This window comes from Phytohabitans houttuyneae (assembly GCF_011764425.1).
Classification (GTDB): domain Bacteria; phylum Actinomycetota; class Actinomycetes; order Mycobacteriales; family Micromonosporaceae; genus Phytohabitans; species Phytohabitans houttuyneae.
Window position 1 is genome coordinate 1,031,503 of the sequence record NZ_BLPF01000002.1, and the last position, 20,557, is coordinate 1,052,059.

A 20,557-nucleotide genomic window follows, 5' to 3' on the forward strand; every position below is an offset into this window, starting at 1 on the left:
CGCCATAATGCGTACAAAGTGGGCACATCCCATGTAGGGGCGATCTTTGCGCATTGTCTATATCGACCAGCACTACCTTCCGGCGGGCGCGAACCTCGGGGGTAGCCGCTCGCTCGGGTTTGCCCAACGGCTCGCCGGCGCCGGCCACGAGGTGCACATGATTGCCGGTGCGTGTGCTGAGCCCGGCGCGCCGGAGCGCGGAATTGTCGAACATTTCGTGCCGACGCGTTACTCCAACCACCTGGGCTACGGGGCGCGCATCAAGGCGTTCGGGCAGTTCGCGGTCGGCGCGGCGCGCGTGGCCGCGCGGATTCCCCACGACGTCGTCTTCGCCTCCAGCACACCGCTGACGGTGGCGATCCCCGGCATCTACGCCTCCCGGCGGCGGCGGTCGCCGATGGTCTTCGAGGTGCGTGACGTCTGGCCGGAGGTACCGATCGCCATGGGCGCGCTGCGTTCCCCGGCGGCGCGGTGGGCGGCGAGGTGGCTGGAGGCGCAGGCGTACCGGCACTCGTCCGAGATCGTCGCGCTCTCGCCGACGATGGCCGAGAGCATCCGGCGGCGCTTTCCCGACGCCAGGGTCACCGTCATCCCCAACAACTGCGACCTCGCCGAGTTTGCGGACGCGGAGCAGGCCGGGCAGCGACTGCGCGCGCAGACGCCCTGGCTCGGGCACCGCCCGATGGTCCTGTACGCCGGCACGATCGGGCTGGCCAACGGCGTCGACTACGTCGTGCGGATGGCCGAGCGGCTGGCGGCGATCGATCCCGAGATCCGCGTGGTCGTCATCGGTGACGGCGCCAAGCGCGACGAGGTGCGCGCGCTGGCGGACAGGCTCGGCGTGCTGGACCGGACGTTCTTCCTGCTGCCGGCGGTCATGCGCAAGGACGCGGTCGCCTGGTTCGGGGCGTGTGACCTGGCGCTGAGCACGTTCCTCAACCTGCCCGCGCTCAGCGCCAACTCGCCGAACAAGGTCTTCGACGCGCTCGCCGCCGGCCGCCCGATCGCCGTCAACAACGGCGGCTGGGTGGCCGAGCTGATCGCGCGGCACGACGTCGGTCTCGTGCTGGAGCCGGATGATCCGGCCGGCGCCGCCAAAGCCGTGGCGGCGTTCGTGCGGGACCCGCGGGCGTGCGGGACGGCCCGCGACGCCGCCCGGCGGCTGGCCCGCGAGCGCTTCGACCGCGACGCGCACTGCCAGGAGCTGGAGCGGATCCTGGCCCGGGCGGCAGGGGTACCCGCGGCATGCTGAGTGGGGAGCTGCCCGACGCCGACTGCCCGGACACGTACTTCACGGCGGGCTACGGCAGGGCGTCGGCGACTGCCCGCGGTGGCGACTGGCACTGCCTGCGGTGGCGGGACGAGCTGCTGCTGCCCTACGTGGTCAACGCCGTCCACGATGGACTGTACGACGCCGCCAGCCCGTACGGGTACTCGGGAATCCACGTCGCGCCCGGTCGGGGCGGCGGCGACCTGGCGCGGTTCTGGAAGCAGGTCAAGGAGGAGTGGCGGGACCGCCGCATCGTCGCCATGTTCTTCCGCTTCTCGCCCTTGGACCTGGACTCGCTGCACGCGGTGGCGGCGCTGGACGACATCGTGCTGACCCGGCGGGGTGACACCATCGCGGTAAAGGTGGACGAGGGCCTCGACGCGCTGTGGGACGGCCTGCGGAGCTCGTGCCGCCGGCAGGTCGGCAAGGCGCGACGGGCCGGGCTCACCGCGCGGGCGCGGCCGGCCGTGCCGCACGACGTGATGCCGGGGGCTCCATTTAGGACGCTCTACGAACAGACGATGCGCCGGGTCGGCAGCGCCGCGGCCTACCTGTTCGACGACGACTACTACCAGGCGCTGGTGGCGGGTCTCGGCGCGGGGCTCGTGATCGTGGAGGTCGCCGACGCGGACGGGCGGATCGTGGCGGCCTCTCTGGTCTTCGCCCACCGCGACCGGGTCCACTACCACCTCGCCGGCTCGGACGGGACAAGCGCGGCGCTCGGCTGCAACAACCTGCTGCTGTGGACGATCCTGTCGTGGGCGGCCGAGAGCGATCGCGGCTGGGTCCACTTCGGAGGCGGGCTACGGCCGGACGACAGCCTGTTCCGGTTCAAGGAGACCTTCGGCGGCTGCCGCAAGCAGTTCTGGACGGGAGCGGCTGTCCTCGATCCGGTCGCCTACGACCGGCTCGTGCGTGAGCGGGCCGCGGCGGCCGGCAGCACCGCGACCCAGCTGAAAGACAGCGGCTACTTCCCGGCGTATCGGTTCGGCGTGGGCCTCGTCTGACTGGTACTACTAGGGGCGAAATGTCCAGATATCTAGGGAGACGCGGTTGATGGCCGAGCGGATACACCTGTCGCCGCCGGACGTGGGAGACCTCGAAGAGGCCCACGTCCTGGCGGCGATGAGGTCGGGTTGGGTCGCGCCGCTGGGTCCGGACGTCGAAGCCTTCGAGCGCGAGGTCGCGCGCCGGGTCGGCGTCGAGCACGCCGTGGCGGTCAACTCGGGCACCGCCGCCCTGCACCTCGCCCTCCTGGCGCTCGGCATCGGACCGCGCGACCGCGTCCTGGTACCGGCGCTGACGTTCGTCGCCACCGCGAACGCCGTGCGCTACGTCGGCGCCGAGCCCGTGTTCGTGGACTGCGACCCGCACACCGGCAACGTCGACCCGGAGCTTGTCGCCGAGGTCGTCGCCCAGCGCGCCGGCGAGGTGGCGGCGGTGCTCACCGTCGACCTGTACGGGGTGTGTGCCGAGTACCGCTCGCTGCTGCCCATCTGCGACGCCGCGGGGCTGCCGCTGGTCGCGGACGCCGCCGAGTCGCTCGGCTCCCGGCACGGCGACCGCGCCGCCGGCTCCTTCGGGCGGGCCGCGGCGCTCTCGTTCAACGGCAACAAGATCATTACCACGTCGGGGGGCGGCATGCTGCTCACCGACGACGTCGCCATCGCCAACCGGGCCCGCCACCTGTCCCGCCAGGCTCGCGTGCCCGGCCGCGAGTTCGACCACACCGACATCGGCTACCAGTACCAGTTGAGCAACCTGCTGGCGGCGGTGGGACGGGCCCAGCTGCGTCGGGTCGACGCCATGATGGAGCGGCGGCGCGAGCTGCGGGAGCGGTACGCGAAGCTGTTCGCGAGCGTGCCCGGCGTCCGCCTGCTCGGCGCCGACGACCGGCACAGCAACTGCTGGCTCACCGCGATAGTGGTCGACCCCGAACTGGCGGGCTGGAGCGCCGGCATGCTCGGGGCGCACCTGGAGAGCCACGACGTCGAGGCGCGTCCCCTCTTCAAGCCGCTGCACCTGCTCGCCCCGTACGCAGGCTGCGAGGCCCTGATCACCGGCGCGGCGGAGCGGCTCCACCGCACCGGCCTCGCGCTGCCCAGCGGCTCCGCCCTCACCGACGCGCAGGTCGAACGCGTACACGGGGCGATCTCGACGTTTCTCGAGGCGCGGGGATGAACAGCGCCCAGGCCCTCGCCGGCGAGCTGTGCCCCGACGTCTACTTCACCGAGGGGTACGGCAGGGCCGCGGCCATCCTCCGCGACGGGACGTGGGACTCGGTGCGCCTGGACGAGCGCGTCCTCGTGCCCTACGTCGTCAACCAGCTCGGCGACGGCCGCTGCGACGCGATCAGCCCGTTCGGGTTCTCCGGCATCTACGTCGCGCCGCGCACCACCGCCGGGGAGCTTGCCGCGTTCTGGGCGGACACCAAGCGGGGATGGCGCGCTCAGGGAATCGTCGCCATGTACTTCCGCTTCTCACCGCTGGACCCCTCGTCGCTGGAGGCGGTGCGCACCCTCGACGGGCTGTCCCTGGTGCAGCGCAACGAGACCGTCACCATCCACGTTGGCGACGGGCTGGCGGCGGTCTGGGACGGACTCAAGGCCTCCTGCCGCAGCCGCATCCGCAAGGCCGAGAAGGTCGGCCTCAGCTCCGGTCTGCGGGAGGCCACCACCGCGGACCTCGCGCCGGACAGTCCATTCCGGACGCTCTACGCGGAGACGATGCGCCGCGTGGGCGCGCCGGACTTCATCTTCGCGGACGCCTTCTACACCGCCCTGCTGGACGGCCTCGGACCCAACCTCCTGCTGGCGCAGGTGTGGACGCCGGACCGTGAGGTCGTCGCGGCGGCCCTCGTCCTCGCCCACCGCGAGCGCGTGCACTACCACCTCGCCGGCTCCAACCTGTCCGCCGGATCCGGCTGCGCCAACAACCTTCTCATCTGGGCGATCCTGCGCTGGGCGGCCGAGAGCGGGCGCTCCACCATGCACTTCGGCGGCGGGATACGGCCGGGTGACAGCCTCTTCCGGTTCAAGAGCACGTTCGGCGGGACGAAGACCCCGGTCTGGCACGGCAGCGCGATCGTCGACCAGCCCTCCTACGACGTACTCGTCGCCCAGCGCGCCGCCGCACTCGGAATGTCCACACAGGAACTGCGTGACCGCGGATACTTCCCGGCCTACCGGTACGGCGCGGCACTCATCTAGATCGGAGCCGAACACGTGTCAACGACCTTGGCGCAGGCCGTCGAGCAGAAGCTGCGCGCCGCGCGCCGGGCCCAGCGCCGCGCCGGCTTCGACGAGCGCCCGGCGGCGCGGCTCATGTGGCGGACCGTGCGGTGGTCGCTTTACGCGGTCGAGGCCCCGGCGTGAAGCTGGGGGGCGCGTCGTTTCTGCTTGCCCTGCTGATCATCTCCATCGGACTGGGGCCGCGGTTTCGTCTGGGCGCTCTCGACGACGGGCGGGCTATCGACCTGCGGCCGCAGGACGTCCTGCTGCCGGTGGCCGCGCTCGTGACGTACGCGTCCGCGGCGGGCACGGCCCTGCTGGACCGCCGGCAGGTGTGGTGGCGCTGGTTCGCGATCGCCTGCTACGCGGCCGTGGTCGTCACCGTCGTCCAGCTGCTGGTCGACGACCAGGTCAGCCCGCTGCGCAGGGTGGCGTTTCTCGGGCGGCACCTGCTGCTGTTCGCCGTCGCGGTGGTGGCGTGCGCCCTCTACCGCCGCAGCGGCGGCGACGCCGGGAAGCTCGCGCTGCGCCTGCTGGTCGGCGCGGTGGCCGCGAACGTGCTGTGGTTCGCGTACCAGGTCGTCACCGGACAGGCCACCGTGCTCATCGGCCGTGCCGCCGGCGACCAGGTCGACTCGTACGGCCCTCGGCTGATCGGCGAGCCGAGCTCGGCCGGCACCGGCACATTCTTCGCGTTCGCGGTGGCGCTCGCCCTGGCCGCGTACCGCGCCAAGCTCATGTCGGCCGCGACGGCGGTGGCGCTGTTCGTCCCGTCTGCGGTCTGCGCCTACCTGGCGGAGTCCAGAACCGCGCTGGTCAGCATCATCTGCCTGGTCGGCCTTTTCGTGGTGCAGTCGAGCCACGGCCGGCTGGCGCTGGCGCCGCGGGTCGCGCTGGTGGGCGCGGCCGGTTCCGTGGCCGCCTGGTACGTCGTCCACAACCACACCGAACGGCTCAGCGGCGGCGGCCTGTACCGCGGGGCCCGGGACCGCTTCCAGGAGGTGTGGACGCCGATTCTCGACCGGTCCGCCGACGATCCGGTGTTTTGGGTACTTGGCGTTGGACCGGGTGGTCTGCCGAGTCCCGCGCTGCCCATCACCGAGGCGCACAACATCCTCCTGCGCGCCTGGCTGGACTTCGGCCTTGTCGGCGGTGCGCTCTTCCTCGGCGCGCTGGCGATCGTCGCCGTGCACGCCTACCGCGTGTCGCGCGACCCCGGCGTCGAGCCGTACACCAAGCTCTGGGCCGAGCTCGCCACCCTCTACGCCCTGGTCGTGGCGATCACCGGCGTCGCGCTGGACTCGCTGACCACCGTCACGTCGACCCACCTCCTGATGCTCGCGATCGGCCTGTTCGCCGGCGCCCAGGCGGCATCGGCGACCGCTGCCGTGCCTGAGCTGGCCCGCTCGGCATGACCGCCGACACGGCTACCCCCAGCGCGGCCATCCGGGCGGTCTCCTGGAAGGCGCTGGCGGCCTACTCACTGTCGCGGGTCGTGCCGGTCGCGGTCATTTTCGCCGCCACGCCGGTGCTCATCGGGCTTATCGGGACCACGTCGTACGGGCTTTATACGACCATCACCGCGCTCGTACTCATCGCCGAATCGCTTGGGGTCGGCTGGCTGCGGCAGTCGGCGTTGCGGGGAGCCGGCGACCCGCGACAGGCGATGCACCTGCTCCCCAGGTGGTCGATCGCGTCGGCGGTCAACGGCCCTGCCGCACTGGTGGCCGTCCTTCTTGTGCTGGTGGGCGGCGCGCTGGGCGGGGCCGACGATCCGGTGGTGCTGGTGACGGCGACCGCGCTGTGCTGCGCCACCGGCTTCTACATGGTCCGCGTGACGCGCGTGCAGCGCGACCTGCAGACCGGCCGGGTCATAGCAATCGAGTGGGTGCGCGCGATCGTCGGCCTGCTGGCCAGCGTCGCGGTGCACGCCACGCTCCTCGACGGCGCCCCCGCCGCCCTCGCCGGGATGGCCATCGGAAACCTCGCCGGCGCACTCGCCGCGGGGCGGGGGACAGTGGCCACCTCCCGCGCCCGCACCGGTGCCCGCGCCAACGCGTTGCTGAGAGCCTACTGGAGCTACGGCTGGCCGATGTCGCTGTGGCTGGCCGCCTCGTACGGACTGTTGTACGTGGACCGCCTGCTGCTGAGCACGTGGCTGGGACCTGAGGCGGCGGGGCTGTACGGCGCCGTGGCCGACATCGTCATCCGCGGGTATCTGTTCATCGCCACGCCGATCAGCATGGCCGTGCATCCGCTCGTGATGGCCGCGTGGAACCGGGGGCGGCCGGACCAGGCGGTGCGGACGCTCGTCGCGTACCAGCGGATCTTGGCTCTTTCGATGCTCGCCGCCACCGTGGCGATGGTCGCGGTCGGGCCGTGGCTGATCCCCATCGTGGTCGGCGTGCCGGCGCCCTCGGTGGCGGTGCTCGTGTTTCTGGGCCTGGGGTCGGCGATCTGGCAGTACAGCCTGTTGACCCAGAAGCGGCTGGAGATGGCCGGGCGCAGCCGTACGGTGCTGTCGCTGATGGGCGCGGCCGCGCTCGTCACCACGGTGGTGGACATGGTGCTCATCCCCATGGTCGGACCGCTCGGCGCCGCGGTCGGCCTCGCCGCGGGCGCCGCGGCGTACCAGGCCGGATGCCTGCGCTTGGGCCGGAAGGCGGTCGGTGACTACCGCGGCGGTGCCGTCAACAGCTCGGTGTCGTGAGTGGACAGATAGTCGTCGAGGCGGTCGGTGCCGACCGCCTTCCAGAACGGCGGACCGAGTTTCGTGTCGAGGAAGACGACGCTGGCGTCGCCGACCATCCCGGTGCCCGTCACCGGCGCGGTGAGGAAGGTGACCTCGCCGTCGAGCTTGCGGAAGCCGAGTAGCAGCCGCAGCATCTCACCGGTGCCGAATCCCTTGTCGACGGCGACCGTCCGGGTGACGGCGTCGAGCGCGGCGGCGAGCCGGCGGGGGTCGTCCTCCTGGCCCATCTGCTGCAGCACGGCCCGGAGGAACTCCTGCTGCCGGCGCACGCGGTCCAGGTCGCCGCGGGGCAGGCCGCGCCGTTCGCGCACGTAGGCGAGCGCGGCCGCGCCGTCGAACCGCCGCGTGCCGGCGGGGAAGGAGACGAAGTGCGGGTCCGTCACCTGCTCGGGCACCGTGAGGACCACGCCGCCGAGGGCGTCGGTCAGCTCGCGGAAGCCCGCCATGTCGACGACCGCCACGTGGTCGATGCGTACTTTCGTCAGCCGCTCCACGGTGCGCACGGCAAGCGTCTGGCCGCCGTAGGCGTACGCGGCGTTCACCTTGTCCATGCCGTGGCCGGGAATGTTGACCCACGAGTCGCGCGGGAGCGAGACGACGTAGGCGTGGTGACGGTCGGCGGTGAGCCGCACCAGCATCAGGGCGTCGCTGCGTGCCGGTGAGGTGTCCTGTTCGGAGTCGATGCCGGCGAGCAGGATGGTCAGCGCCCGCTCCGGGGATGGTGGCGGCCGCTCGGTGGCCGGGATGGCGGCGAAGGGATCAGGCAGCGTTCGCATGGCGCCCAGCCGGTGACGGGCCACGAGGTGAATCGACAAGCCAGCGATGGCTACCACAAGTACCAAAAAAGACAGACAAAGCAGGATGATCCGCGGCACACGCATGTTGACGAATTGTACCGGTTTGCTCGCTTAGACTGCCTATGTGCTGAGAGTGCCGCTGGGCGACATTTTGGGAAGATGCCAGAGCGACACCGACCTCGGATCGGTCGGTGCCCACGTGGCAGGCAAGCGGGTCCTGGTGGTGGGGCGGGCGGCTCCATCGGCTCGGAGATCTCCCGTCAGGTGCGCGATCTCGATCCCGCGGAGCTGGTCCTCGTCGACCGGGACGAGTCCGCGCTGCATGCGGTGCAGCTCTCGCTGTACGGCCGGGCGTTGCTGAGCACGCCGGACACGGTCCTGGCCGACCTGCGCGACGCGGACGCGATACAGGCGATTTTCGCCACCCGGCAGCCGCAGGTCGTCTTCCACGCCGCGGCGCTCAAGCACCTCCCGCTCCTGCAGCTGTTTCCCGGCGAGGCGGTCAAGACCAACGTGTGGGGCACCCAGGTCCTGCTCGAAGCGGCGCGCGACGTCGAGTCCTTCGTCAACATCTCGACGGACAAGGCCGCCAACCCGACGAGCGTTCTTGGCTACTCCAAGCGCATCACCGAGCGGCTCACCGCCCACGCCGCGACAAGGCACCCGGGCAGGTTCCTGAGTGTGCGCTTCGGCAACGTGCTCGGCAGCCGGGGTTCGGTGCTGACCGCTTTCGAGGCGCAGGCCGCGGCGGGCGGTCCGATCACGGTGACGCACCCTGAGGTGACCCGGTACCTGATGACCGTGCAGGAGGCCGTGCACCTCGTCATCCAGGCGACCGCCATCGGGCGGTGCGGCGAGGTGCTGGTGGCGAACATGGGCGCTCCGGTCGCGATCGAGTCGGTCGCCCGGCGCATCCTGGCGGCTCGCGGCGACATGTCGGTCGACATCGTCTACACCGGACTGCGTCCGGGCGAGAAGCTCCACGAGGACCTGTTCAGCTGCGACGAGACGGCCAGGGCGACGGCGCACCCGCTGATCTCGTGCGTCGACGTGCCCCCGCTGGACCCGGAAGAGCTGCGCTTCCTCGACGCGTACGCCAGCCCCGAGACGGTCACCGCCCACCTGGCTCTCGCCTGCCAGCTGGGGATCGACGGTTGGCGGCCGGACGAACCCGAATTGCTGGGTGTTTTGTCCAAGGTGGACGCCTGAAACCGACATATCCTTTCTAAGTGGATTTACCTGGCGTCTTGCGCGCGATCCGGCGAAGCTGGTGGGTCGTGGCCCTCATCACCGGGCTGGCCGCCGGCACGATGGGCCTGCTGACGATTCTGGCCGTTCCCCAGTACGCGACCTCGGTCACGTTCTTTGTCACCACCCCGAGCCAAGGGCTCTCCGATGCGTACCAAGGTGGTTTGTTCTCGGCGCAGCGGGTGACCTCGTACGCCACCCTGCTCGAAGGCGACCGGCTCGCCCAGGCGATCGCGGCCGACGCGTCGCTCGGCCTGTCGCCGCGCCAGGTGCAGGAGCGGATCACGGCGCGCGTGGTGCCCGATACGGTGCTGCTGGAAGCGACCGTCACCGACTCCTCCAAGGCGCGCTCGAAGGCGCTCGCCGAGGCCCTCGCCGCGGATTTCCGGACCCTGGTACAGGTGCTGGAGACGCCGCCGGGGCAGTCCACCGCGACCGTCAAGGTGGACGTCGTCGCGGGGCCCACGCCCGACGACGCGCCGGTCTCGCCGAAGCCGGTGCGCAACCTCGGCCTCGCGACGCTGCTCGGGCTGCTGCTCGGCGCCGGCGCCGCGGTCCTGCGGGAAAAGCTCGACTCCACGGTGAAGTCGGCGGAAGAGCTCCGCGACGCGACCGACGCGCCGACGCTGGCGGTCGTACCCTTCGACGCCAAGGCGGCCGACGCTCCACTGTTGACGGAGGCGGCGTCCTGCTCCCGCAGCGAGTCGCTGCGGCACCTGCGGACCAACCTCCAGTTCGCCGACGTCGACGGGCCGGTGCGCACGCTCGTCGTCACCAGTGCCGTGCCTGGTGAAGGCAAGTCGACCACGGCGGTGAACACGGCGATCACGTTCGCGCAGGCCGACAAGCGCGTGCTGCTGATCGACGCCGACCTGCGGCGCCCGAAGGTGGCCGAGTACCTCGACCTCGAAGGCGCGGTCGGCCTGTCCAATGTGCTGGCTGGGCAGGTAGGCATCGAAGACGTCGTGCAGCACTGGGGCCGGCACCAGCTGTTCGTCCTCCCGAGCGGCTCCGTCCCGCCCAACCCGAGCGAGCTGCTCGGCTCCCGGGCGATGGCGCACCTGCTCGCCCGGCAACGCGAGCACTACGACCTCATCGTCATCGACACGCCGCCCCTGGTGCCGGTCACCGACGCCGCCGTGCTCACCGCGATGGCGGACGGCGCAGTGATGGTCGCCCGGTCGGGCAAGACCTCCACCGCGCAGATCAGGACCGGGCTCGCCCGGCTCCGCGCAGTCGACGCGCGGGTGCTCGGCTGCGTGCTGAACATGCAGGCGACGAAGGCGAGTGACGGGTACTACGCCTACTACGGCCAGCAGCACGACGGCAAGCACCGCACGCGGCAGCGCGACGCCGCGGATCTGGTCAGGGCAGCTTGAGGACGGCCAGCACGGGCGCGAGATCGCGCTGGATCAGCCGCAGACAGGCGCGCATGTCGTCGAGCGTGCCGGCCACCGGATCGGCGATCTCGTCGCTGGACGGCGGCACCGGCTGGACGTTGCTCCGCACCGCGACGACCGCCTCCAGCACACCGTCCACAGTGGTGGGCGCGCGCAGCCCGGCCGCCTCGACGAGCCGGGCGAACTGCCGGAGCGTGAAGACCTGGCCTAGCTGGCGTGGCGCCAGGCGGGTGCACGCGCCGCGTTGCTCCCGCGTCGCCGTCAAGGTGAGCGAGGCCTCGCCGACAAGGCTCGCTGTGAGCGCGCGGCTGCGGAAGCCCGACGCGTCGATCCCTTCCTCGGCGAGGGCGGTCAAGGCGTGCGGATGCACCGGGCGGCCGGCGACCGCGTGCGTGCCGGCGCTGACCGCCGCACCACCCGTAGTGGCGCGGGCAAGAAACTCGGCCATCGGCGACCGGCACAGGTTTCCCTGGCAGACAAAGAGCAGCACGAGTGCAGATGGTAGAAGATGAACGGTCGCACATCACTGTCCACAAAGGGCACCGGCGCGTCGGCCCGGTACGTCAAGCGCGCGATCGACCTCGTTGTCGGCGGCCTGCTGCTGGTGCTGCTCGCACCGGTGATGGCGGTGGTCGCGCTCGCACTGCTCGTCCACTCGGGCCGACCGGCGCTCTTCCGGCAGGTACGCCCCGGGCTGCACCAGGTGCCGTGGACGATGTGCAAGTTCCGCACGATGCGGCCGGCCCGCGACCGCGCCGAGTTCTGGCACGGCGATGACGAACGCACGACGAAGCTCGGCCTTCTCCTGCGCCGCACCAGCCTCGATGAGCTGCCGCAGCTGGTGCACGTCGTGACCGGGCGGATGAGCCTCGTCGGGCCGCGCCCGCTGCTCATGGAGTACCTGCCCCGCTACAGCGCGCACCACCTGCGGCGGCACGAGATGCGCCCGGGCATCACAGGTCTGGCCCAGGTCAGCGGGCGCAGCTGGCTCACGATGCGCCAGCGGCTCGACCTCGACGTGCGTTACGTGGACGAATGGTCGCTGTGGCTCGACCTGCGCATCCTGGCCCGCACGCTGATCGTGCCCTTCCAGCAGGGGCACGCCACGGGGCAGACCATCGCCGACATCGACGACCTGAACCTCTGCGGCGACCGGGACGACGAGCCGGTCCGGTCCGCTTCCAGTTCCCGCTGACCCCGCCCGTTAAGCCCCGATTTGCCGGGCCTCCTGTCCCTGAAGTAACGCGCGCGGTGCCCGAGGCGCTTGTTGGGGAAGAGGGCCGGGACGGGACGCTGCTCGGGTTGCGTAGGCCCTGCCGGTGCCTCCCCGTACACCGGCGGGGCCGTCCCGTCCCGGCTGCCTGACGTCCGCCTTCGGTCCGCCGACCGCGGTGGGGGTGGTACGCGGCCGCGCTTGCCGGGCAGGGAAGGGGACTGGGGGACGTGATCAACGGGATGGTCGGCGACCGGTACCGGCTGCAGGAGCGGCTCGGCCGGGGCGGGACCGCCACGGTGTGGCGCGGCGTGGACATTGACACCGGCGAGCCGGTCGCGGTGAAAGTGCTGGACGCCGCGCTGGCGTCCCGGCCGGTGATGGTGGAGCGGCTACGCCGCGAGGCCGAAGCGGTGGCCCGGCTGGCCCATCCGAACATCGTGGCCGCCCGTGACGCCGGAATCGGTCACGACGCCACCTACCTGGCCATGGAACTGGTCGACGGGCCCACCGTCGCCGACCTGCTGACCAGCGGTGGGCCGCTGCCGGTCGAGCAAGCCATCACGATCGCCGAACAGGTGTGCGCCGCACTCTCGGCCGCGCACGCCGCCGGCGTCATCCACCGCGACATCAAGCCCGGCAACCTGATCGTCGACCGGACCGGTGTGGTGAAGGTGTGCGACTTCGGCATCGCCCAGTTGCGTACCCGGGACGCCCAGGCCGCGCTGACCGGGCCGAGCGAGGCGGTCGGCACCTGCGAGTACATGGCGCCGGAGCAGGCCAACGGCGAGCCGATCGACGCCCGCACCGACCTGTACTCGCTGGGCTGCGTGCTGTACGCGATGCTCACCGGGCATCCGCCGTTTCTGGAACAGACCGCCATCGCGGTGATGCACCAGCACCTGCACCGCCTGCCCGCGCCGGTGCGGACCGTCCGTCCGGACGTGCCCGCCGAGCTCGACGAGCTCATCGGACGGCTGCTGGCCAAACGTGCGCGGGACCGGCCGAACACCGCGACCGAGGCACGCGCCCGGCTGACGGCCATCCGCACCGCCCCGACCGGCGCCGGGCCGCTGCCCGCCACCATGGCCGGCCTGAGCCCGACGACCGCCGTGCTGGCCCGGCCGAGCGGCCGGCGTCGCGCTGCCGCGCGGGGCGTGTCGCCGCGATGGTCCGCCGCGCGGGACGGGTTGGCCCGGTGGTGGCTCAGCGTGGTGGCCGCCGCGGTGGTCCTGGCCACGGCCGTGACCGTGACCGCCGTGGTCGTCGGCCGCGACCCGTCCGGCCATCCCGCGCCGGTGGCGGCCGCACCGACGCCCGCCGTGGAGGCGGCACCGCCCGCGGCGTCGACACCCGCCGAGCAGGCGCCCACCACCGCGGCGACGCCGGCACCGGCCCGGACGGGCCCGGCCACCGTGATCGACCGGCTCGCGGCTCTGGCCGGCACCGTGCAGGAGCAGGTCGACGCCGGCGCCCTCACCGCCGAGGCCGGGCGGGACCTGGTGCGCCAGATCGGCGAGGCCGCGGTCGCGGTGCAGGCCGGCAAGGCGGACAAGGGTGTGAAGAAGCTCCGCGAGGTGGACAAGCGGCTGGCCGAGCTGCGCCGGGACGGCAAGCTGACCGCCGCCGGGTTCGCCGCGCTCGACGTTGTCGCCCCGATCATCGCCGCGCTCCGATGACCCGTCTCGTTCGGATCAGCTACCGAACAGGGTGCCGCCGTATTTCAGGACGACCGCCAGGGCGAGGATCAGCAGCCAGATGGTGACGGCGATGAGGTCCAGATCGGCGTCGACGGCGGACCTCAGCACCGCGCTGGCCCGGGCGGGTAGGAACAGGTTGCCGTCGCGGATGTTCACGTGGGTAAGCGTCGCGAACACCAGCGTTGTCGAGACGGTGACCAGCAGACACCACGGGCACAGCGCGCCGATGTCGAACATGGCCTGGTAGAACAGCCAGTAGGCGAAGGCGAAGCCCAGCGTGTAGACAGCCTGCGCGGCGAGCATGAACCAGCGCGGAAACCGGACGCCACCCAGGCTCGCCACCGCAATGGTGATCACGACGGGCTCCGCGACCAACCCGAGGAACGCGTTCGGAAACCCGAACAGCTGGGCCTGCCATGAGCTGGCGACCGTGCCGCAGCTGATGACAGCGTTGATGTTGCAGGACAGGTCGACGTTCGGGTCCTCCACCAGGCGTAGCGCGTCGATCGACAGGACGAAGGACGCGGCGAGGCTCAGGCAGGCGGACAGCAACATCGTTCCGAAGATCCACCCGTTTGCGTGGCGGAGCCGCCGCGCGCGGGCGACCAGCTCGGTCACGACCGGGCCTTCGCCGCCGTCACGGCTTCGGTCAAGGGTCCCACCGTGTAGAGGTCGCCGGTGAACCGTGTGCCGTTGATCTTCACGGTGGGTGTACTCGTCACGCCGGTCTCGAACACCGCGCTGGTCGAGGCCGCCAGCCACGGCTCGAAGCTGCCTTCCGCAAACCGCGCCACCGTCGCGGGCGGGACGCCGCTGTCGCTGGCGAGCCGGGCGATCTCATCGTCGGACAGTCCGCGGCTGCCCTCCGCCGGCTGGCTGGCGAACAGCGCGGCGCTGAAAGCCAGGACCTTGTCCGGAGCCTGGTCGCCGACCGTGGCAATCGCATTCGCTGCCCGGGTGGAGTACCGGGTGCCTCGCGACATCTTGTCCAGGAACGACAGTGGATACAGATGGACGCGGACCTCGCCATCGGCGACCATCCGAGCAAGCTCGCCGCTGTTCGCGCGCTCGAACCGCCCGCAGTACGGGCACATGTAGTCCAGGTAGATCTCAAGCTGTACGGGCGCGCCGGCCTTGCCCAGGGCCAGCGCGCCTTGGGCGGTGGCGATTGCCGGGGCAACCAGACGCTCACGCGCAGCGGCGCTCTGCTTGTCACCGCTGGCTCCGGCGGCGTTGAGGACAGCCACCACGATCGCGACGACCAAGCCAATAATGACCAGCCCACCGGCGAAGGCCAGGACGCGATTGCGTCGCGTCGTACGTCGCTGGGCTGCATCCCGGGCGATGCGTCGCTCACGGGTCGCTTCTCGCGCCTGCTTTCCCACCGTCGCGTCTCCTCACTGGACGATTCGCCCGTCCAGTGTTTCGCCGTGTCTGTCACAGCGGTGGGGGCGAAGGACCGGTCTGTGCGGGACCTTGAGCCCGAGATAGAGACCCGTGCTGACGCCCACGGTCGAGTTGATAAGTGTCCGGACCGGCGACGATCCTCCGCGTGTCAGCCGTCGTGGGCTCAGTCGCCGAGGGACCAGTCGCTCGGATCGTCGGGACTACCGCTACGTCCACCGGTGAGGTCGGCGCCGATCATGCACGCGTTGGATAGTTTGGCCGCGGTGAAACGTGCGCTTTGTGCGTTGGCGTGCGCCAAGATCACCGATTCGGCGGCGACGTTGGTGAAATCCGCTCCGCTTAGATGGCGCGCGTTGAACGGCAGGGTAACGCATCCAGGCCCATGCGCGCTTGTTAAGACGTTGGCTGGGGCGGGTCGCCATGGACTCGGGTCTCCATCACCGAGAGGCCTGCCTCAGCCGACCCGCTGCCGCGACTGCCTACAGTGGACTTGCGGCAAACGGCGGCGCCGACCTCCCGAAGCAGATGTACTCCACGATGTCGTTCGACGACCGCGCCAGGACCCTCGACCCGTTCGTCAAGCGCGCCGCCTGAACGCGGCGGCGGCACAAACTCCGGCCGCCACCGCGTCCGAGGGCTCGCCTGTGACGGCGATCAGCGGTCCATCAGAACGAACACGCCCCAGCCGAGGTAATCGCGCTGGTAGCGGGCGTAGCGCACCGGGGCGGTGGTGAGCTCCGCGCGCATCTGCTCCGCCAGCTCGTCGTCGGGATTGCGGTCGAGCCAGCGGCGGATGTTGAGCCACTGGGCCGCGACGTAGCGGTCCCAGCTGTCCTGGTCGGCCAGCACCATCTCCACGACGTCGACCCCGAGCTCGCCGAACTGCTCGATCAGGGCCGGCAGGGAACGGAACTCGTCCTTGCTGGTGGCCATGGAGCCTTCGACCGCGGCCTGGTCCGGTGGCTCACGGCGCCAGTACGGCTCGCCGACCAGCATCGTCCCGCCGGGGCGGAGGCTGCGCCGCAGCAGCTCGACGGTGCCGGCCACACCACCGCCGATCCACGTCGCGCCGATGCACGAAGCGACGTCTACCGGATCCGTGGCGGCGTGGCTCGCCGCGTCGTCGTGCAGGAAGGTGACCTGGTCGGCGACGCCGAGCGCCGCTGCTCGCGCGCTGGCCGCGCCGATGAAGTCGGAACTGATGTCGACACCGGTGCCGGTCACACGATGCGCGGCCGCCCAGGTGCACAGCATCTCGCCCTTGCCGCAGGCGAGGTCGAGCATTCGCGTCCCGGGCGCGAGGTGCAACGCGCGGCCCAGCGTGGCGAGCTTCTCATCGGTGAAGGGATTGAGAATGCGGTGGCTGCTCTCGCGGATGGTGAAACTACGTGGAAGATCCACTTCTGGTATACCTCATGTCTGAAGAAGTCAGGATGGTCGGGGAAAATGCCTTGTGCTGGGAGGTCACAGCGTCCCGGACCTTCATAAAATGCACCTCTTCGGATGTGGGTGGACAACCGGCGGCCGAGGCTATCGGTGTGCCGTGCCGGTGTCCATCGATTTCGCTGGAGACCCGCGAGGGGGTGGGCGGAAATGAAGGAGTTCGCGGACTTTTTAGGCGACCAGCCACCTTTCGACACGCTGGACGCCGAGGATCTTGCGCGGCTCGTCGCGCATGTCGAGGTCGAGTACTTCGCGGCCGGTGCGACCGTCGTGCCCGAGAACGCCCCGCCGACTCACCTCTGGGTCGTACGCACGGGCGGGCTGGAGGTGGTCGACCGGGGCCGGGTTGTGGATCTGCTCGGACCGGGCGATACCTACGGCCACGTCTGGCTGCTGTCCGGCCTACCGTCGCCACTGCGAGTGCGGGCACATGAGGAGAGCCTGTGCCTGCGGATAGCGGACCCGCGCGCGTTCCTGGCCCATCCCGAGCGACTGCGGTACGCCGCCCTGCGATCGACGCCGGGCGGGCAGCGCGTGGTCGGCGGGTCAGGCCGCGCCGATCGGCCGCTCGCCCGGCTCGCCCGCCCGATCGTGTGGTGCGACGCGTCCGACAGTGTCCGCGACGTCGCCGCGCGGATCGGCGCGGCGGGGCTGTCCTGCGCGTTGGTACGCGGCGGCGCGGGCACCGGCATCGTGACCGACCTGGACTTCCGGCAGGACGTGGCCACCGGACGGGTTGGCGTCGACGGTCCCATCGGCGCGCTGGCCACGACACCGGTGCTGACCATCGCGCAAGAGGCCACCCAGGCCGCCGGGCTGCTGCGGATGGTCGAGCACGGCGTACACCACCTGGTCGTCGTGGACGCAGGCGGTGAGCCGGCTGGCGTGGTGCGGGCGGTGGACCTGGCCCAGGCCGACGTCCGCGATCCGTTGCTGATCCGATCGGCGATCGACGACGCCGCCGACATCGACGCTCTGGCCGAGGCGTGCCGGCTGCTGCCGACCACGCTGGTCGAGCTCTGCGACAGCGGTGTGGACGCGGCGCACGTCAGCGCCTTGCACGCCGCTGTCGTCGACGCGGCGCTGCGGCGCGTCCTGCGGCTGCGGCACAGCCCGGCACTCAGTGCGGTACGCCACTCGTGGGTCCTGCTCGGCTCGCTGGCCCGCCGCGAACCCCTGCCTCTGTCTGATGTGGACACGGCGCTGGTCTGGGCCGCGGAGGACCACGACGTCGGGGACGCCATCCGAGCCGAGGCGTGGCAGGTGCTGCGCGACGTCCGGCGCTGCGGCTTCGCGCTCTGCACCAACGGCGCCAACGCGCACAATCCGCTGTTCAGCCGGTCTCGCGCGGAGTGGGTCGAGGCCGCTTGGAGCTGGCAGCGCGACCCGACTCAGGAAAACGCCCTGTTGCTGTCCGCCATGGTCGCCGACAGTCGCCCGCTGACCGATCCCGAGCTGGGCCGCGCTCTCACCGAGAACATACGCTCGCACACGCGAACCAGCCAGTTTCTTCGGGCCGTGCTGGACGAGGCGGTCGGCTGGCGGCCGCCCACCGGATTCGTCCGGGGCTTCGTGGTACAGCACAGCGGAGAGCACCGCGGCCAGCTCGACCTCAAGGCCGGCGGTCTGGCGCCGATCGTCTCGCTGGCCCGCTGGATCGCCATCGCGGCCGGCGACGCCAGCGGGACGACGGTCGAGCGCCTGCGGCGCGGCACCGCGCTCGGCCTGCTCACCGTCGACGAGGCGGACACGCTGGCGGGCGGCTTCGACAACATCTACGGCCTGCTGCTGCACCGGCAGGTCACGGCGATCCGCGTGGGCCAGGCGCCGTCCACGTACGTCGCGCCGCGAGAGCTGGACACGCTGAGCCGCCGGCACCTGCGCGAGACGTTCCGGGCGGTCGCGCTGGTACAGGCCCGCGTCGACCGCGAATGGCTGCACCGGCTGCCGGTCGGGGAGCGCTGAGCGCGATGCGAATTCGCCGCCGGGCGGCCCTACCGGTGCCTGATCTACGCACACCCTGGCGCGAGGCGGAGTTCTGCGCCATCGACCTGGAGACGACCGGCCTCGACCTGCGTAGCGACGAGATCATCTCGTATGGGGCGGCGATCGTCCGGCAGGCCCGGATCCCGTGTGGCGAGGTGGTGTACCGGCAGCTGCGGCCGTCTCGCGAGGTCTCCGTCGACGCCATGAAGGTGCACGGCTTGCGGTCCGCCGACCTCGCCGACGCGCCAGGCATCGACGAGCTGCTCGACGAGATCGTCGGGTTGCTGGCCGGCCGGGTGCCTGTCGCCCACGCGGCGTGGGTGGAGCGCGCCTTTCTGGACCGGGCGCTGCGACCCGGCCGCCGGCTCAACCGGATCGTGATCGATACCGCTGCGCTCCTGCGCGCCGCCCGCCTGGCCGGCGGCAGCGGCCGCGAGCCGGACCTGGAGGTATCCGCCCGGCAGCTCGGGCTGCCGGTGCACACCCCGCACCACGCGCTCGGTGACGCGTTCACCACCGCAGAGCTGCTGTTGGCACTCGCCACCCGGATGGAACGCAACCGCCGGCGGCCGCTGACGATCGCCGACCTGTACGCGGTGTCGCGGCACCATCAGCACGTCGAGGGCTGACCGGCTCGTGGGCGCTCAGCGACCTGCGCCGCCGGGCGCCGAGCCGACCAGGACACCGCCACCGCCGTCGCCGCCGGGCAGAGACGCGACCGGCGCCGTGCCGGGGTCGGTGCCACCGCCGTCGAGGCGGAACGGTGGGTACTCGTCACGCATCAGCGCTGCGTACGCGAACACGCGGTAGCACCACCGGTTCATACCCATGACGAAGTCGAAGATGGGCTGCGGGTAGCGGCCGGAGAACAGCAGTACGACCGCCGCCACGACCACGAGAACGCCGACCAGCCCGCCAGCCGCCACGCGCCACTGGTCCTGCTGCCAGCCCCAACCACCGGCCCAGCCGCCGGTAAACAGGGCCACGACGATGTAGTGGGGAATGGCCAGCAGCCACCACTTGACGAGCACGAGACCGGGGAGAGGCGTTGCGGGTAGGCGACGGTGAGATCGGCCGGGTAGGCCGGGTCGCTGGCGAGGCTGAACGGCGGGTACCGGTCGGTGGCCAGCGCGCTGTAGCCGTAGTAGCAGACCCGCCAGGTCCAGCGCAGCACGCCGACGTTGAAGTCGAAGATCGCCCGCGGATAGCGTGCGGTGAACAGGATCGCCACGCCGGCGACGATGGTCAGTGGCACGAACGCCAGCCACAGCAACGCCAGCACGAACAGGTGCGGTAGCACCAGCAACCACTTGACCAGCCAGAGCCAGCGACTCAGCCCGGCGTCGAGGTGCCCGTCCAGCCGCACCGGGTAGCTGCCCGGAACCACGGCCGGCTCGCGGTCCGCCGCGAGGTCGGGCGGTGCCGTGCCCTTCAGCGCGATCAACATGATCACGACGCCGGCGGCCAGCAGCGGCAGACCGGCGACGGCCAGCGCGGCGCCCAGGGGCAACAGCACTCCTGTCTTGGCCCCGACCGAGACGTCCGCTGCCACACCGGTGCGGCCGTCGGCGTTCATGAGCACCACCGTCCAGTCGCCGCGCTCGCTGGGCCAGGTCAGCTCCTGCGAGCCGGCGCCGGTCGCCGTGGCGACCCAGAACGCCTGTCCGGCCGGCGCACCCGCAGGTTCGTCCCCAGCCACGAGGTGCGTCTCGGTGCGGAACGGACCGTATCGGACCTGGTCCACCCGCTCGTAAGCCGTACCGGCCAGCCAGCGGTCGACATCGCGGGTCGGGGCGACGCCGACGAACAGGGCGCTGCCGTCGACGGACTCAGCACGAACGCGCAACGTCCCGACCGGCCGCTCGGGCACGACCTCGTCGGCGAGATCGGCACCCAGCTCCAAACGGGCCGCCAGCGCGGCCGTCGGAGTGTCCACCCGCTCCGTAGGGCTCTGGTAGTAACCGGCGCCGTCGCGGGCGACCGCGTGGACCGCCATCAGCGCGCCGCCGCCGGCGACTGCGGCCAAGCCGACGACCGCCAGGACGGCGCCGACGACGACCGCGACAATTCTTCCGGCACGCATGTCCGTCTCCCTCCCATCGGCGCGCGGC

The 20,557-nt window shown here is 71.3% G+C and carries 20 protein-coding genes and 1 pseudogene; 13 read left to right on the forward strand and 8 right to left on the reverse strand.

Going from position 1 to position 20,557, the window contains the following annotated elements; all coding sequences use genetic code 11:
- Positions 1-46: 46 nt before the first annotated feature.
- The 7 genes from Phou_RS28100 to Phou_RS28130 are packed head-to-tail and all read left to right on the forward strand — an operon-like array spanning position 47 to position 7,210.
- Positions 47-1,252, forward strand: a complete 1,206-nt coding sequence (locus tag Phou_RS28100; protein ID WP_246273907.1) for a glycosyltransferase family 4 protein — start codon at positions 47-49, stop codon at positions 1,250-1,252.
- Positions 1,246-2,277, forward strand: a complete 1,032-nt coding sequence (locus Phou_RS28105; protein WP_173061096.1) for a GNAT family N-acetyltransferase — start codon at positions 1,246-1,248, stop codon at positions 2,275-2,277. The genes Phou_RS28100 and Phou_RS28105 overlap by 7 nt, the downstream gene beginning before the upstream one ends.
- Before the next feature lie 49 nt (positions 2,278-2,326).
- Complete coding sequence (locus Phou_RS28110) at positions 2,327-3,451, forward strand: DegT/DnrJ/EryC1/StrS family aminotransferase (RefSeq protein WP_173061099.1); 1,125 nt, start codon at positions 2,327-2,329, stop codon at positions 3,449-3,451.
- The gene (locus Phou_RS28115; RefSeq protein WP_173061102.1) at positions 3,448-4,479 is read left to right on the forward strand and encodes a GNAT family N-acetyltransferase; all 1,032 of its coding nucleotides are present in this window, start codon (positions 3,448-3,450) and stop codon (positions 4,477-4,479) included. Before Phou_RS28110 ends, Phou_RS28115 begins: the two co-directional genes overlap by 4 nt.
- A 15-nt stretch (positions 4,480-4,494) precedes the next feature.
- Positions 4,495-4,644, forward strand: a complete 150-nt coding sequence (locus tag Phou_RS28120) for a hypothetical protein (RefSeq protein WP_173061105.1) — start codon at positions 4,495-4,497, stop codon at positions 4,642-4,644.
- Complete coding sequence (locus Phou_RS28125) at positions 4,641-5,915, forward strand: O-antigen ligase family protein (RefSeq protein WP_173061108.1); 1,275 nt, start codon at positions 4,641-4,643, stop codon at positions 5,913-5,915. The genes Phou_RS28120 and Phou_RS28125 overlap by 4 nt, the downstream gene beginning before the upstream one ends.
- Positions 5,912-7,210 carry a lipopolysaccharide biosynthesis protein gene (locus Phou_RS28130; RefSeq protein WP_173061110.1) on the forward strand — a complete coding sequence of 433 codons (1,299 nt, stop codon included), beginning with the start codon at positions 5,912-5,914 and terminating at the stop codon, positions 7,208-7,210. Before Phou_RS28125 ends, Phou_RS28130 begins: the two co-directional genes overlap by 4 nt.
- Here Phou_RS28130 and Phou_RS28135 read toward each other — a convergent pair.
- Positions 7,174-8,028 (reverse strand): LCP family protein, encoded by an 855-nt coding sequence (locus Phou_RS28135; protein ID WP_173061113.1) that lies wholly within the window; start codon positions 8,026-8,028, stop codon positions 7,174-7,176. The two genes, Phou_RS28130 and Phou_RS28135, sit on opposite strands and share 37 nt — an antisense overlap.
- Before the next feature lie 157 nt (positions 8,029-8,185).
- On the opposite strand from Phou_RS28135, the pseudogene Phou_RS28140 reads away from it, so the two are divergent.
- Together Phou_RS28140 and Phou_RS28145 are read left to right on the forward strand one after the other, a co-directional pair.
- Positions 8,186-9,258, forward strand: a pseudogene (locus Phou_RS28140) (polysaccharide biosynthesis protein); the annotation flags it as partial.
- Between the two features lie 68 nt (positions 9,259-9,326).
- Complete coding sequence (locus Phou_RS28145) at positions 9,327-10,676, forward strand: tyrosine-protein kinase domain-containing protein (protein ID WP_246273908.1); 1,350 nt, start codon at positions 9,327-9,329, stop codon at positions 10,674-10,676.
- Here Phou_RS28145 and Phou_RS28150 read toward each other — a convergent pair.
- Positions 10,663-11,187 (reverse strand): arsenate reductase/protein-tyrosine-phosphatase family protein, encoded by a 525-nt coding sequence (locus Phou_RS28150; RefSeq protein ID WP_218579230.1) that lies wholly within the window; start codon positions 11,185-11,187, stop codon positions 10,663-10,665. The genes Phou_RS28145 and Phou_RS28150 overlap by 14 nt on opposite strands.
- Before the next feature lie 18 nt (positions 11,188-11,205).
- Between Phou_RS28150 and Phou_RS28155 the strand changes: the two genes are divergently transcribed.
- Both Phou_RS28155 and Phou_RS28160 read left to right on the forward strand, forming a co-directional pair.
- A complete protein-coding gene (locus tag Phou_RS28155) occupies positions 11,206-11,892 on the forward strand; it encodes a sugar transferase (RefSeq protein ID WP_173061116.1) in 687 nt (228 codons plus the stop codon).
- A gap of 248 nt (positions 11,893-12,140) precedes the next feature.
- Positions 12,141-13,589, forward strand: a complete 1,449-nt coding sequence (locus Phou_RS28160; protein WP_173061119.1) for a serine/threonine-protein kinase — start codon at positions 12,141-12,143, stop codon at positions 13,587-13,589.
- Between the two features lie 15 nt (positions 13,590-13,604).
- Here Phou_RS28160 and Phou_RS28165 read toward each other — a convergent pair whose 3' ends face one another.
- The 4 genes from Phou_RS28165 to Phou_RS28180 form a co-directional block, all read right to left on the reverse strand.
- Positions 13,605-14,228, reverse strand: coding sequence for a vitamin K epoxide reductase family protein (locus Phou_RS28165; protein ID WP_218579231.1), 624 nt, complete (start codon positions 14,226-14,228; stop codon positions 13,605-13,607).
- Positions 14,225-14,995, reverse strand: coding sequence for a DsbA family protein (locus tag Phou_RS28170; protein WP_173061122.1), 771 nt, complete (start codon positions 14,993-14,995; stop codon positions 14,225-14,227). Before Phou_RS28170 ends, Phou_RS28165 begins: the two co-directional genes overlap by 4 nt.
- Before the next feature lie 185 nt (positions 14,996-15,180).
- Positions 15,181-15,381: a pentapeptide repeat-containing protein gene (locus Phou_RS55695; protein ID WP_371872234.1), complete on the reverse strand. Its 201-nt coding sequence runs from the start codon at positions 15,379-15,381 to the stop codon at positions 15,181-15,183.
- A 290-nt stretch (positions 15,382-15,671) separates the two neighbouring features.
- A complete protein-coding gene (locus Phou_RS28180) occupies positions 15,672-16,418 on the reverse strand; it encodes an SAM-dependent methyltransferase (RefSeq protein ID WP_173061128.1) in 747 nt (248 codons plus the stop codon).
- Positions 16,419-16,610: 192 nt separating this feature from the next.
- Here Phou_RS28180 and Phou_RS28185 point away from each other — a divergent pair, with 192 nt between their 5' ends.
- Together Phou_RS28185 and Phou_RS28190 are read left to right on the forward strand one after the other, a co-directional pair.
- Positions 16,611-18,425 (forward strand): putative nucleotidyltransferase substrate binding domain-containing protein, encoded by a 1,815-nt coding sequence (locus Phou_RS28185; RefSeq protein ID WP_173061131.1) that lies wholly within the window; start codon positions 16,611-16,613, stop codon positions 18,423-18,425.
- 5 nt (positions 18,426-18,430) lie between these two features.
- Positions 18,431-19,075 (forward strand): exonuclease domain-containing protein, encoded by a 645-nt coding sequence (locus Phou_RS28190; RefSeq protein WP_173061134.1) that lies wholly within the window; start codon positions 18,431-18,433, stop codon positions 19,073-19,075.
- Positions 19,076-19,090: 15 nt separating this feature from the next.
- Here the strand turns inward: Phou_RS28190 and Phou_RS53120 are convergent, their stop codons facing one another.
- Positions 19,091-19,372: a DUF4389 domain-containing protein gene (locus tag Phou_RS53120; RefSeq protein WP_308784561.1), complete on the reverse strand. Its 282-nt coding sequence runs from the start codon at positions 19,370-19,372 to the stop codon at positions 19,091-19,093.
- A complete protein-coding gene (locus Phou_RS53125; RefSeq protein ID WP_246273910.1) occupies positions 19,267-20,529 on the reverse strand; it encodes a DUF4389 domain-containing protein in 1,263 nt (420 codons plus the stop codon). The genes Phou_RS53120 and Phou_RS53125 overlap by 106 nt, the downstream gene beginning before the upstream one ends.
- Positions 20,530-20,557 lie beyond the last annotated feature (28 nt).